This is a genomic window from Arthrobacter hankyongi (genome assembly GCF_022012395.1).
Classification (GTDB): Bacteria; Actinomycetota; Actinomycetes; order Actinomycetales; family Micrococcaceae; genus Crystallibacter; species Crystallibacter hankyongi.
In genome coordinates this window covers 138,393-151,279 of the sequence record NZ_JAKLTQ010000002.1, presented here as the reverse complement: position 1 = coordinate 151,279, position 12,887 = coordinate 138,393, and the positions used below count along the sequence as shown (strand labels likewise).

The following is a 12,887-nucleotide window of genomic DNA, read 5'->3' as shown; positions in this document are numbered from 1 at the left end:
GCCGGACTTTCCGCCGGAAGCACCCCTTGTCGCCACCGCCGCCGATCCCTAATATTGTCTAGGAATCATCTTTATATCAATGGAGTAAAACCATGACGCCACAGGCACACCGCCCCTCCGCAGAACTGGACTTCCAGGAGCCGCCGGCCGACGACCGCTTCGCCACCGGCGTCACGGCCGAGGAGTTCCGTGAAGCCTTCCGCAACTACGCAAGCGGTGTTGCTGTGATTACAGCCGACTCCCAGGATGGTCCCGTGGGCCTCACGGCAACCTCGGTCACGTCCGTGAGCCTCGACCCCCCGCTGCTCGTCTTTTCGGTGTCGGAACTCTCCTCCAGCGCACCGGCCATCCGCGCCGCGGAAACCCTCGTCGTCCACATCCTCAGCGCCGACCAGATAGACATCGCCAAGCTTTGCGCCACCAGCGGCGTCGACCGCTTCGCCGACACCTCCAAGTGGACGCGCCTGGTCACCGGCGAGCCCTTCTTCACGTCGGCGTCCTCCTGGATCCGCGGCCGGGTGGTGGACACGATGGACGCCGGCGGCTCCACGATCATCGCGGTGCAGGCCCTGCAGTCCGGGACCGCCGATCGCGCGGAGGACGACTCGCCCTGGGCCGACAGTCCGCTCGTGTACCACAACCGCACGTGGCACACGCTCAACGAACACTCCCGGATCTAGGCGAACGTTACGTTCGGCCGGTTGGGGACTGCCCGCCAGGGCCGGAACGCGCGGGGTACAAAGCCCCGCGCGGAACGCCGTCCCGATCCCTTTCCGCGACCGGGTACCGCCGGATGCACCGTTATCGGAGAGTCCCCGCCGGCCCGCAGCGTCCGCGGTTCAGCGGCGCTGCCAGTTCGGATCGCGCTTCTCGGTGAACGCGCTCACGCCCTCACGGATGTCTTCCGTGGAGAAGGCAAGCGCGAGCTGGCTCCGCAAGGTGTTGAGGGCAGCGGCCAGGGGGAGGTCCTTCGTAGCATTCAGCGCATTCTTGCCCAACTGCATGAGCAGCGGTGAACGCGAGGCAACCCGCGACGCGAGGCGGTCGACGACGGCGTCGAATTCGTCCTCCGGCGCCACGGTATTGACAATATGCAGCTCCAGCGCCTCCTCGGCCGAGATAAGCTCGCCGGTCATCATGAGTTCGTTCGCTTTGGCCCTCGGAACACTCCGGTAGATCAGCGCGGAAATCATGAACGGAAAAACGCCCACGTTGATCTCCGGACAGCCGAACCGGACCCCCCGGCGGGCCACGATCATGTCGCAGGCGAGGGCAAGTCCGAAGGCGCCGGCCAGCACGTCGCCGTTGGCCGCGAGAATCGACGGCTTGCCGAGCGCACCGAGCAGCTCGTAGAGGCGGGGAAAGCGGTCCAGCCCGGCGTACTTCTCGATCACCGCCCGGTCATCGGTGAAGGACTTGAGGTTGCCTCCGCTGGAGAACACCTTGGAATCGGCAGAGCTGAGAACGACGACACGGACCGCCTGGTCGCCCTGCGCCTGTTCCAGGCGCGCCACCAGTTCGTCCAGCAGGGGGTCGCTCAGCGCATTGCGCGTCCCGGGGTCGTCGAGCACAATCCGGGCAATGCCGCGCTGGTCGACGTCGTAGTGAATGAAGGAGTCGGGCATCGGGGATTCCTTTACGTTCGGTTCCTTAGGCGTCTACGGTCAGGACGATCTTGCCGAACCCTTGGCCCGCTTCGAGCCAGGCATGGGCCTCTGCGGCGTCGGAAAGGCTGAACGAGCGTTCGATGACGGGCGGCGGCAGCCGGTAGTCGTTGGCAAAAGCGAGGAGGGAGGCGAAGTCTGCCGGGCTGCCCATCGTGGTGCCGATGATCTCGTACTGCCCGAAGTAGAACTGCCGGGCGTCGACCAGTTGCTCCGTTTTCGCCGAGGCCCCGAGGACGACGAGCCGTCCCCCGGGTCGAAGACAGGCCAGGGACTCCTGCCACCGCCCCACCGCATCGACGACGACGTCGAACCCTTCCCCCGACGGTGAAGCGGTCCGCGCCTGCTCCACCCAGTCCGGCGCGAAATGAAGCACGCCGTCGACGGCCCCCAGGGTGCGCGCCCGTTGGATCTTGTCCTCGCTCGACGAGGTCACGAACATCGAGGCACCCAGGGCGGCCCCCATGGCTACGGCGGCCGGCGCGAGCCCTCCCCCGGCGCCGAGGACGAGCACCGATTCGCCGGCGGTCAGCCGGCCCCGGGTGAAGAGCGCCCGGTAGGCCGTCACCCCCACCAGCGGAAAGGCCGCAGCCTGCAGCGCATCGTATCCCCCGGGCCGCGGGAACAGGCATTCCTCGGGGACAGAGACCAGTTCGGCGTAGGTTCCCGGCGTAAAGTCGCCCAGGATCTGCCAGTCCGGCCCGGGCGCCGCCTGCCGATGCCCCCAGCCGAGCGACGGCAGGATCATCACCGGCTCCCCCGTGTCCAGACGCACGCCGGCGCCGTCGGCACCGGGCACATGTGGCAGTGGTGACTTGTAGGTGCCCCGCCGGACGAGGACGTCGTGCCAATTGAGTGCGCTGGCCTGGAGCCGCACCGTGGCCCAGCCGGTCCGCGGCGCCGGATCGGGGCGCTGCTCCAGGCCCAGCACGGAAGGGCCGCCGTACTCGCGCATCACCGCTGCTTCCATAACGGGAGCCTTTCACGTAGTCATCCGAATGAGGTGGACCCGCCCGGTGCCCCGGGCATTCGCCGCGCTAGTGCGCAGGGGACCGGTCAAGGCAGGTGACCGCAGGATCGCCGGTTTCCCACAAGACAGGGCCGGCAACGATGCTGTGGCTCGTCAGCCGGCGCCCCAGCGTCTGCTGGGCCTCCCGCGCAGCCGCGATGACGGCGCCCAGGTCCAGCCCGGTATGGACGCCCATTTCGTGGAACATGCTCACCAGGTCCTCCGTGGCGATGTTCCCAGTCGATCCGGCGGGCACCGGGCAGCCGCCCAGCTCGCCGAAACTCGATTCGAAGCTGCGGCAGCCGGCCTCAAGCGCCGCGTACGCGTTGGCGAGACCCTGGCCGCGGGTGTTATGGAAGTGCGCGGTGAGCTCCACCTCCGGCAGGCGCTGCGCCGCGCGCGCAAAGAACCGTGAAACGTATGCAGGATTGGCCATGCCGGTCGTGTCGCCGAAGCCGATCTCGGTCGCCCCGCTGTCCACGAATTCTTCCGCCAGGTCGAAGACCCGCTCCATGTCGACGGCGCCTTCATAGGGACAGCCGAACGAGGTTGCTACCACCGCCGCGTAGTGGATCCCCTCGGCCACGATCCGCCGCCCCATGCGCTTGACGTCATCCATCGTGTCGCGGACCGTCCGGTTGATGTTCTTCAGATTGTGCGTCTGGGACGCACTGACGAACAAAGCCGCGGAATCGAACAGTTCCCTCACTGCGAGGGCGTTGTCGAGACCTTTGCTGTTGGGAATGAGCACGAGCCGGTCGACATCGCTCGGTAGATCGATGCCTTTGAGCACTTCCACGCCGTCGGCCAACTGCGGAATCACATCGGGACGGACAAAGCTTGCGATCTCGATACGTTTGAATCCGGCCGCGCCGAGCCGGTTGATGAGCCGGATCTTGTCCGCCGTGGCGATGGTCTCCGGCTCATTCTGGAAACCATCCCGTGGTCCGACCTCGCGGATCGTGACCCGGCGGGTCTCGTCCGGCGTCTGGTTGTTCACTGTCATGCGGGTCCCTTTCCTTCGGGGTAAGTTCCTCAGTAGCTCCTCGGCAGCCCGAGGACATGCTCGCCGAGGTAGTTGAGGACCATCTCCTGGCTCAACGGCGCAATTTTCGTCAGCCTCGCTTCACGGAAGTACCGCGCCACGTGGTACTCCTCCGAATACCCCATGCCGCCGTGCGTCTGCAGGGCGCGGTCCGCCGCCTGGAAGCCGGCGTCGGCGCACAAGTATTTGGCCATGTTCGCCTCCTTGGCGCACGGCAGCCCGTTGTCATAAAGCCAGGTTGCCTTGCGCAGGATGAGTTCGGCGGCATCCAGCCGCGCCAGGGAATCCGCCAGCGGGAACTGGAGTCCCTGGTTCATGCCGATCGGCCGGCCGAAGACTTCACGTTCCCGGCCGTAGTCCACTCCGCGGCGCAGTGCCGCACGGCCCAGGCCGAGGGCTTCCGCGGCGACGAGCATGCGCTCCGGGTTTAGTCCGTCGAGGATGTACTTGAACCCTTGGCCCTCTTCGCCGATGCGGTGGGCCGCCGGAACCCGGAGGTTGTCGATGAACAATTCGTTGGACGTGACGGCGTTCCGGCCCATTTTCCTGATGGGACGGATCTCGACGTGGTCGCGGTCAAGATCGGTGAGGAAGAGGGTGAGGCCGTCGGTTTTCCTGACCGAATCCTCGAACTTCGACGTCCGGGTCAGCAGCAGGATCTTTTCCGACTCCATTGCCTTGGAGATCCACACCTTTCGGCCGTTAATGACGTAGTCATCGCCGTCGCGCTTGGCGAAAGTCGTGATACGCGTGGTGTCCAGTCCTGCGCCTGGCTCGGTGACTCCGAAGCACACATGGAGGTCCCCCTCGACGATCCGCGGCAGGTTTTCGCGCTTCATCTCCTCGGAACCATGGACCACCACCGGGTGCATGCCGAAGATCGACAGGTGCATCGACGACGCACCGTTCATGCCCGCCCCGGATGCAGCGACTTCCTCGAGCAGGATCGATGCCTCGGTGATGCCGAGGCCGTGGCCGCCGTATTCTTCGGGAATCGTCATGCCCAGCCATCCGCCGTCGGCAAATGCGCCATAGAACTCGGCGGGGAACTCATGGTTTTCGTCCTTCTCCATCCAGTACTGATCATCGAACTTGGCCGCAAGGCCGCGCACGGCAGAACGGATCGTCTGATGGTCATCGGTGAGTTCAAAGTCCATGGCCACGCTCCTCATCAGCAGTTTTTTCATACCATAACAAAGGTCGTACCAAATGCATAGGCCCGAAACCGGCTGCATCGTGAGGTGGTAACTTTAGGTACGACCAAAAACGGAGACGACCGATCGGAAATGCCCTCGAATGAATGAACAGCCGGCTCGATCTTCAGTCCGTTTGACACCCCTGCATGTGCCCAAGGCGTCCGAAGTCCTGGCAGCAAGCCTGCGGGACAAGATCGTCGCGGGCGACTTTGCCGAAGGTTCGGCACTGCCCCCGGAGCGTGAACTGGTCGCACAGACACGGATGAGCCGCACGACGGTACGGGAGGCACTGCGCGTTCTCGAGGCACAGGGATTCGTTGAAATTCGAACCGGGCGCTCCGGAGGAACCTTTGCGAAAAGGCCGGGCGGCGAGTCCCTCGCCAGTTCGGTGAGCCTGGTGATTCGCGGCCGTCAGATCCGCATGGCGGACCTTATCGAGACCCGTGAAGCCATCGAACCGTCGTGCGCGCGGCTTGCCGCAAGGTACCGCACCGACCAGGACCTGGAGACGATCGAGGCAGCGAACAGGGCCATTGCCGCGTCCAATGAAACCGGTTCGCTCGAAGACTTCCTTCAGTCCAATGTCGACTGGCACATCGCGGTGGCGACCGCCAGCCACAACGAGCTGCTGACCGGCTTCATGGCCGCCCTGTCCCACGCCATCTACGAATCCACGGACAACAAGGGCTACATTGACGACACTGTGCGCCAAACGGCCGTGCGCGCCCACCAGACGATCATCGACGCCATCCGCGCCAAAGACGAAGAGGCAGCGGTACGCCGGATGATCCGCCACGTGCACACCTATAGCCAATCCGTCGCCGAATTCGAGAATCGAAAGTCCATCGGCGTGGCCAAGGAAGCCTGACACCTCACCGCAGGCTCCTGACCGTCGCACGGATCGCATCGACCGCCCCGGGATTCTCGGCACCGGACAGGTCGCCGGCGTCGGACTCCAGCACCGCAGCGCGGATCGCACGGCGGAGGATCTTGGCCGAGCGGGTCTTCGGCAACTCGTCCACCCGGACCACCTGGGTCGGGGCGAACGGCTTGCCGAGTTCGTCGGCAACGGCCCGGCGCAGGCGCGCGGCGACCACCTCATCGTCGCCGACGTTGCCGCGCGCAATCCAAAATGCCCAGACCGATTCGCCTTTCTTGGGATCGGGGATCCCGACCACGGCAGACTCGGACACATCCGGATCACCCGAGAGAACCGACTCGATCTCCGCCGGAGCGACCCGCTTACCGGCCACGTTCATGACATCGTCCGAACGGCCCAGGATGAACCAGTTCCCTTCATCGTCGGCCAGCGCGTAGTCACCGTGCCTCCAGATGCCCGGAAACGTCGACCAGTAGGACTCGCGGTAGCGCTCGTCGTCCTGCCAGATGCCCCGGGTCATCGACGGCCAGGGTTGCCGGCACACCAGTTCCCCGATGCTTCCGCGCAGGCTTCTGGCGTTGTCATCGACGACATCGACATCCATGCCCAGCGCAGGGCCGCCGAGCGAACAGCTCGCAATATCTTCGACCGGATACGGGCTCAGGAAGGATCCGCCGACCTCCGTGCCGCCGGAGAAATTGATGATCGGCACACGGCCGTCGAAAACGTCACGCGCAAGCCACTCGTAGGAATCGGGGTCCCAAGGCTCACCGGTGGAGCCCAGGATCCGGACAGCAGAGAGGTCTCCTGCGGGTTTCGACCCGTCTTTGGGCTTGATGGAACGTATCAGAGTGGGCGAAACGCCCAGCATCGACACCCGGTGACGCTCCGCGACCTGCCACAGCCGGCCGGCGTCGGGCATATCGGGCGAGCCTTCATAGAGCAGCAGGGCACCGCCGCAAGCGTGCGTCCCGAACACGGAGAGCGGACCCATAATCCAACCCATGTCGGTGACCCAGCAGAACGTCCTGCCCGGCGAGATATCGAAACCGTACGCCACCTCGCTGGCCACCTTCGTCAGGAATCCGGCGTGGGTGTGCACGGCCCCCTTGGGCTTGCCGGTGGTTCCGGATGTGTACGCCAGCAGCAACACGTCGTTGGCTGCCGTGTCTTCGACCCGCCCGTCAGGGTCGGCAGCGAGCAGCTCATTCCAGGCCACTTCCCCTGCCTCCAGGGCAAGGTTTTCCGAGCCGACATTGTCCACGACAACGACGAACTCGACGCTGGGACACTCTGACCTGGCAACACGGACCTGCGCGAGCATGTCATGCGCTTTGCCCCGGCGAACGGTTCCATCGACGGTGATAATCGCTTTTGCGCACGCGTCCAGCGCCCTGGACGCGATGGCCGATGCGGCAAACCCCGAGAAAAGCGGTACCAGCATGGCACCCAGGCTGGCGACCGCATAGGCCGCAACCACCGCGGCGGGGGTCATCGACATGTAGAGGGCCACGGCGTCACCCTTGCCGATGCCGCGGGCACGCAAACCTCCGCGAACGCGGGCGACCTGCCCGGCGAGCTCGCCATAGGTCATCCGCGTCACCGTGCCGTCCTCGGATTCATGGGCGAGCGCTACCGCATCCGGCCGCTCACGAGCCCACCGCGTGAGCGCCGCATCAACGATGTTGATGCGGCCGTCGACATACCATTCAGTGTGCTCGATGCCGCGGGAAGTATCGAGCACCTGCGAATACGGGGTGGTGAAAGAGATGCCCAAATCCTGTACGACCGCATCCCAGAACGCGCCGATGTCCGCGACGGAACGTGCCCTCAACTCGTCTGCGGTGGAAACACTGAGCGTGGCCATGAGCCGGGCGACGTTCGAATTCTCCAAATACTCGCGTGTGGGGTGCCAGATATAGGCCATATCTACTCCTCTGCGCAGTCCCGATCTCGATGTGAGAGCGGGCATTCAGCGTGAATGGCAATACCATACTATAGGTACGACCAAAAGTGAGAGAGTTCCCAACCTCATGAAGGCCGAGCCTTCTCGGACGTCACCGGCAGGCGCTAGAATGCTAGCGTAATCATTTATTTGTAGTGCGACTAAGAGAGGCTTCCATGTCATCGGGAGGTGTCCGGCGGCCTACCATCACGCATCTGCGGGCAATCCGCCCCAAGCTGGCATCACCACAGGAGGAAACATGCCACGAGCAACAAGCGCCCCGACGCCGGACGTCATTACGGACCCCCTGGAATGGGCCCAACACTATTGGCGCGAGCATGGCTTGGAGGGCGGCGAGGTTCCGTTCCTGGTTTTCAGCTCCCTCCTTCGCTACCACCGGATGGCGGTCGCGGCCGTGGAAGACCAGTTGCGGGCCCACGACCTCAACCTGACCGACTACCTGCTGTTGATGACACTCGAACTCAGTGACTCAGGCACCCGGCTCATCAGCAGCCTGGCCCGGAGCCTGATGGTCCACGCGACGACGGCCACGCTGGCCACGGATCGGCTGGAGACCCGCAAGCTCCTCAAGCGCAGCCCGCATCCGACCGACCGCCGGGCCATCTGCGTTACCATCACCCCTGCCGGACGGGATCTCGTTCGCGGCGCGACCAAATCCCTGAGCGGCATGGACTTCGGCCTGGCGGGAGGCGCTCCGGAGAATCTGCGGAAGCTGGGCGAGATCCTCACCGAACTGCGGAGGGCCGCCGGAGACACGGGCAAGGCGGTCTGAACGGCCACGCCTGGCACCGGAACACCAGGCACAACGGAGGCATCCCCTCCCCGACGCGGAGCCCGAGGCCGGCCACCGGCATCCCGGGCAACAAGCACGCCCGTCCGTACAGCGTTGCTGCCGCCGCAATGCCGCGGGGCGGACACCGGATATCCGGCGTCCGCCCCGCGGCATCGAAAAGAGTCAAAAAGAACCGTTACGCGCTGACGAACTCCGGCAGGCCCTCGGCCAGCTCCAGCCCGAAGGCCTCGGCCACCGAGCGGTGCATGACCTTGCCGCCGGCGGTGTTCAGGCCGGCGGCCAGGGCCGGGTCCTTGGCCAGCGCGGCCTGCACGCCCAGGTTGGCCAGCGCCACCGCGTAGCGCAGCGTGACGTTGGTCAGTGCGTAGGTGGAGGTGTTCGGCACCGCGCCGGGCATGTTGGCCACGCAGTAGAACAGCGAGTTGTGCACGGTGAAGGTCGGGTCCTCGTGCGTGGTGGGCCGGCTGTCAGCGAAGCAGCCGCCCTGGTCCACGGCGATGTCCACCAGCACGGACCCGGGCTTCATCTTGGCCACCAGCTCGTTGGACACCAGCTTCGGGGCCTTGGCGCCGGGAATCAGCACGGAGCCAATGACCAGGTCCGCCTCGACCACGGACCGCTCGACCTCCAGGGCATTGGAGGCGATGGTCTTCAGCCGCCCGGCGTACTGGGCGTCCAGCTCGCGCAGCCGGTTGATGTTGATGTCCAGGATGGTCACGTCCGCGCCCAGGCCCAGCGCCATGGCCGCGGCGTTGGTGCCGGCCACCCCGGCGCCGAGCACGGTGACCTTGGCCGGACGCACGCCCGGAACTCCCCCCAAGAGAATTCCGGGGCCGCCGGCGGGCTTGGTCAGCGCGGTGGCGCCGACCTGCACGGAGAGCCGGCCGGCCACCTCGGACATCGGGGCCAGCAGCGGCAGGGCGCCGTTGGCGGTCTGCACGGTCTCGTAGGCGATCGCGGTGACCCCGGAGTCCAGCAGGGCGCGGGTCAGCTCCGGCTCGGCGGCCAGGTGCAGGTAGGTGAACAGCACCAGGCCGGCGCGGAAGTGGCGGTACTCGGCGGCGATGGGCTCCTTGACCTTCAGCACCATGTCCGCGCGGGCCCAGGCCTCGTCCGCGGTGGCGACAATCTCCGCCCCGGCGGCAGCGTACTCGTCGTCCAGGATGCGGGATCCGACGCCGGCACCGGCCTCGATGAGCACGGTGTGGCCGTGGCCACGCAGCTCGTGCACCCCGGCGGCCGTGATGGCCACACGGAACTCGTTGTTCTTGATTTCCTTGGGAACGCCGATGATCACGAAAAGACTCCTGAAGCTGGTGGATGCGGCGCCGGAAGCGGCGGTGAATCAACTGTAAGACCGGATTTTCGGCGGCCGTTGGGGTCGTTCGTGCGCCGGGCACGACGACGGCGGAACGCGGGCGCGGCCGGCCGCCGCGCCGTCGTACCCCGCTGCGGGCCACGATCCGCGCCACGGCGCGGATTTCCCCGGCCGTCCCTGCTCCGACAGCCGGTCATTCGACTGTGACGGCTACCACAAACCATGGGCCGGGCATAGTCGACAAATGTCGACTTCCCGCGCGTCAACTGTCGCCCGCTGTCCGTCCGGCTCCCTACACTGGGACCAGGAGGAACGGACCCTATGACCATCAAGGATGTCGGCGTCGAAGAGTCTGTGGAAACGATCGCCACCGCCCTCGGGCACGGTGTCTCGGTCGAAGACCTGGACGGCGTCCTGCTCGCCTACAGCAGCCACCAGTCCACCGCCGACCAGGTCCGGGTCAACTTCCTGCTCAGCAAGAAGGTCCCCGCGGACGTGAGCGCCTGGCAGCTCAGCCACGGTGTCGCCACGGCCGTGCGCCCGGTGGTGGTCCCGGCGAACGAGCAGCTGGGCATGCTCGGCCGCGTCTGCGTGCCGCTGCTGGTGCGCGGCTTCCGGGTGGGCTACCTGTGGGTGATCCACGAGGCGGAGGAATCCCCGGACGCGATTCTCGGGGCCCTGCCCGGGATCCGGGACCGGCTCGACCGGCTGGCCGAGCTGCTGCTGGACACCAACACCCCCGAGTCCGAAGCCCGGCGGCGCCGCGAGACGCAGTTCCTGGCCGCCTGCGCCGGGGACCCGGACGCCATGGATGCCGTGGCGGGCTGGCCGGAAGTGCACGGCCGCGCGCCGTGGGTGGTGGGCACCATCATGGAACGGATCGAGGACCCGGACGCGGCCCTGGCCGAGCTGGCGGACCCGGAGGCGGGCGTGCTGCTGCAGCGCGTCGCCGCCCTGCAGGCCACGGTGGGCATCCGGCCGGCACTGTTCAGCGCCGGCGCCCAACTGCACGCCGTCATCCTGTTCCGCGAGCTGCCCGGACACTCCGAGCACGAGGTGGTGCTGAAACGCTACGGCGCCGAGATCTCCCTGCGCGGCGGCCATCCGGAACGGCCGGACATGCTCGGGCTGAGCGAGCCGTTCGCCGACCTGCGCCGGCTGCCCGCGGCCTATGCCCAGTCCAAGTCGGCCGTGCAGGCCGCGGCGGTGGACCCGGGCATCGGACCGCTGGTGGACTACCGCAACACCGGGGTGTACCAGTTCCTCGCCGCCACTGCGCGCGCGGGCGCGGCCGAATCCGTCTACTTCCAGGACCTGCAGGAACAGGACCGCAACGGCGAACTGCTGCCGGTCCTGGAGCTGCTCTATGACACGGACGGCTCGGTGGCCGATGTGGCCAACCGCCTGCACCTGCACCGCAGCAGCGTATACAACCGGCTGGCCCGGGTCCGCTCGATCATCGGGGCGGATCCGCTGCGGGGCGGGATCCGGCTGGAGCTGCACCTGGCCATGAAGGCGGTGCGCTGGGCCAACCGGCCGCGGATCTGAGCCCGGCGGCCGGAACAGACGGTCCCGGACCGGCAAAAAGTCCGGATCGTGCTCCCGGTCAGCCGACGTCGGGCGCCGGTGTCCGCAGATGCCGGACGAACCAGTCCCGTGCCCGTGCTGCTGCCTCGGCCAAGGTACCGTGCTCCTCGAACAGATGCGTCGCCCCGGGCACTACCGCCAGCTCGCTCTCGCAGTGCAGCTTGCCCCGGGCCTGGTGGTTCAACTCCAGCACGTAGGTGTCCGCCCCGCCGACGATCAGCAGCGTCGGCGCGGTCACCGCCGGCAGCCGGTCCCCGGCCAGATCCGGCCTGCCGCCCCTGGAGACGACGGCGGCCACCTCCGCACCGGGCTCGGCGGCCGCCCACAGTGCCGCCGCGGCACCGGTACTCGCACCGAAGTAGCCGATCCGGCAGCCGGCCGCGTCCGGACGGTCCAGCACCCAGCGGGTGGCCTCGGCCAGCCGACCGGCCAGCAGCCCGATGTCGAACACGTTGGCCCGGTCCAGTTCTTCCTCCGGGGTGAGCAGATCCAGCAGCAGCGTGCCCAGCCCCGCCTGCTCCAGGACACGGGCGACGTAGCGGTTCCGCGGGCTGAAGCGGCTGCTGCCGCTGCCGTGGGCAAACAGCACGACGGCGTCGGCCGGCTTGGGCAGGTACAGGTGCCCGGCAATGGACCGGCCCCCCACCGGGATCTCCACATCGCCGTCGAAATCCGCGGCATTGCCGGCCCGGTCGCCATCCGCCGCCCGTTTGGCCGCGGCGTCCAGCAGGACCACCACCTCGTCATCGGTGGTCGGGGAAAAGTCCTCGTAGTGGACGCCCACGGCGGTAAAGTGCGCCGGCGTCCTGAGGCACACGATCTCGTCCGGCCCCTGCAGCTCCCGCGCTGCTTCCTTCGGCGCCACCGGGACGGCGAGGATGACCTTGGCCGCGCCCAGCTGGCGGGCCACCTGGCACGCGGCGCGCGCCGTCGACCCGGTGGCCACGCCGTCGTCCACAATCAGGGCGGTACGGCCCTGCAACGGTACCCGCGGCCGGCCCCGCCGGAACCGTTCGACCCGCGTGTCCAGGATGCCGCGCTCGCGCTCTTCCACCTGCTGCAGGTCTTCGTCCCGCACCCGGGCCTGGGCCAGGATCCGCGGTTCCAGCACCCGCACCCCGTCCTCCCCGAGGGCACCCATCGCCACTTCCGGCTGGTAGGGGACGCCCAGCTTGCGCACCACGATCACGTCCAGCTGTTTACCCAAGGACTGTGCCACCTCGTAGGCCACCGGCACGCCGCCGCGCGGCAGGCCCAGCACCACCACGTCCTGGCCGCGCAGGTACTCCAGCCGTGCGGCCAACTGCCGCCCGGCGTCCACCCGGTCTTCGAACATGTGCCGTCCTTCCGGCCGACGGCACGCCCGGGACGGGGATGGCCGGCGGCCTTGGCTGGTTCCCGCACCTGATACTTCTCCCGGGGCCCCGGG

At 67.2% G+C, this 12,887-nt stretch carries 11 protein-coding genes; 4 read left to right on the top strand and 7 right to left on the bottom strand.

The window, feature by feature from the left end; genetic code table 11:
• The first annotated feature begins 92 nt into the window (after window positions 1-92).
• Window positions 93-680, top strand: coding sequence for a flavin reductase family protein (locus tag LVY72_RS04690; RefSeq protein WP_237818315.1), 588 nt, complete (start codon window positions 93-95; stop codon window positions 678-680).
• Window positions 681-839: 159 nt separating this feature from the next.
• On the opposite strand, the gene LVY72_RS04685 is transcribed toward LVY72_RS04690, so the two are convergent.
• The 4 genes from LVY72_RS04685 to LVY72_RS04670 form a co-directional block, all read right to left on the bottom strand.
• Window positions 840-1,625, bottom strand: a complete 786-nt coding sequence (locus tag LVY72_RS04685) for an enoyl-CoA hydratase/isomerase family protein (protein ID WP_237818314.1) — start codon at window positions 1,623-1,625, stop codon at window positions 840-842.
• A 25-nt stretch (window positions 1,626-1,650) separates the two neighbouring features.
• Window positions 1,651-2,634, bottom strand: a complete 984-nt coding sequence (locus LVY72_RS04680; protein WP_237818313.1) for a zinc-binding dehydrogenase — start codon at window positions 2,632-2,634, stop codon at window positions 1,651-1,653.
• 67 nt (window positions 2,635-2,701) lie between these two features.
• A complete protein-coding gene (locus tag LVY72_RS04675) occupies window positions 2,702-3,679 on the bottom strand; it encodes a hydroxymethylglutaryl-CoA lyase (RefSeq protein ID WP_237818312.1) in 978 nt (325 codons plus the stop codon).
• A 29-nt stretch (window positions 3,680-3,708) separates the two neighbouring features.
• A complete protein-coding gene (locus tag LVY72_RS04670) occupies window positions 3,709-4,875 on the bottom strand; it encodes an acyl-CoA dehydrogenase family protein (protein WP_237818311.1) in 1,167 nt (388 codons plus the stop codon).
• A gap of 139 nt (window positions 4,876-5,014) precedes the next feature.
• Between LVY72_RS04670 and LVY72_RS04665 the strand changes: the two genes are divergently transcribed.
• A complete protein-coding gene (locus LVY72_RS04665; RefSeq protein WP_237818310.1) occupies window positions 5,015-5,782 on the top strand; it encodes a FadR/GntR family transcriptional regulator in 768 nt (255 codons plus the stop codon).
• A gap of 4 nt (window positions 5,783-5,786) precedes the next feature.
• Here the strand turns inward: LVY72_RS04665 and LVY72_RS04660 are convergent, their stop codons facing one another.
• Window positions 5,787-7,721, bottom strand: a complete 1,935-nt coding sequence (locus tag LVY72_RS04660) for an AMP-binding protein (protein WP_237818309.1) — start codon at window positions 7,719-7,721, stop codon at window positions 5,787-5,789.
• A gap of 277 nt (window positions 7,722-7,998) precedes the next feature.
• Between LVY72_RS04660 and LVY72_RS04655 the strand changes: the two genes are divergently transcribed.
• Window positions 7,999-8,532, top strand: a complete 534-nt coding sequence (locus tag LVY72_RS04655; RefSeq protein ID WP_237818308.1) for a MarR family winged helix-turn-helix transcriptional regulator — start codon at window positions 7,999-8,001, stop codon at window positions 8,530-8,532.
• A gap of 196 nt (window positions 8,533-8,728) precedes the next feature.
• On the opposite strand, the gene ald is transcribed toward LVY72_RS04655, so the two are convergent.
• Complete coding sequence (gene ald / locus LVY72_RS04650) at window positions 8,729-9,850, bottom strand: alanine dehydrogenase (protein WP_237818307.1); 1,122 nt, start codon at window positions 9,848-9,850, stop codon at window positions 8,729-8,731.
• A 348-nt stretch (window positions 9,851-10,198) separates the two neighbouring features.
• On the opposite strand from ald, the gene LVY72_RS04645 reads away from it, so the two are divergent.
• Entirely contained in the window at window positions 10,199-11,419 is a 1,221-nt protein-coding gene (locus LVY72_RS04645) for a PucR family transcriptional regulator (RefSeq protein WP_372463674.1), read from the top strand.
• Window positions 11,420-11,477: 58 nt separating this feature from the next.
• On the opposite strand, the gene LVY72_RS04640 is transcribed toward LVY72_RS04645, so the two are convergent.
• Window positions 11,478-12,794, bottom strand: coding sequence for a phosphoribosyltransferase family protein (locus tag LVY72_RS04640; RefSeq protein WP_237818305.1), 1,317 nt, complete (start codon window positions 12,792-12,794; stop codon window positions 11,478-11,480).
• Window positions 12,795-12,887: the final 93 nt, after the last annotated feature.

Excerpts from the sequence above, each read along its gene's own strand:
- LVY72_RS04675 (WP_237818312.1), bottom strand. The coding sequence starts at position 3,679 with ATGACAGTGAACAACCAGACGCCGGACGAGACCCGCCGGGTCACGATC.
- LVY72_RS04685 (WP_237818314.1), bottom strand. The coding sequence starts at position 1,625 with ATGCCCGACTCCTTCATTCACTACGACGTCGACCAGCGCGGCATTGCC.
- LVY72_RS04680 (WP_237818313.1), bottom strand. The coding sequence starts at position 2,634 with ATGGAAGCAGCGGTGATGCGCGAGTACGGCGGCCCTTCCGTGCTGGGC.
- LVY72_RS04655 (WP_237818308.1), top strand. The coding sequence starts at position 7,999 with ATGCCACGAGCAACAAGCGCCCCGACGCCGGACGTCATTACGGACCCC.
- LVY72_RS04665 (WP_237818310.1), top strand. The coding sequence starts at position 5,015 with ATGAATGAACAGCCGGCTCGATCTTCAGTCCGTTTGACACCCCTGCAT.
- LVY72_RS04690 (WP_237818315.1), top strand. The coding sequence starts at position 93 with ATGACGCCACAGGCACACCGCCCCTCCGCAGAACTGGACTTCCAGGAG.
- LVY72_RS04660 (WP_237818309.1), bottom strand. The coding sequence starts at position 7,721 with ATGGCCTATATCTGGCACCCCACACGCGAGTATTTGGAGAATTCGAAC.
- LVY72_RS04670 (WP_237818311.1), bottom strand. The coding sequence starts at position 4,875 with ATGGACTTTGAACTCACCGATGACCATCAGACGATCCGTTCTGCCGTG.
- LVY72_RS04640 (WP_237818305.1), bottom strand. The coding sequence starts at position 12,794 with ATGTTCGAAGACCGGGTGGACGCCGGGCGGCAGTTGGCCGCACGGCTG.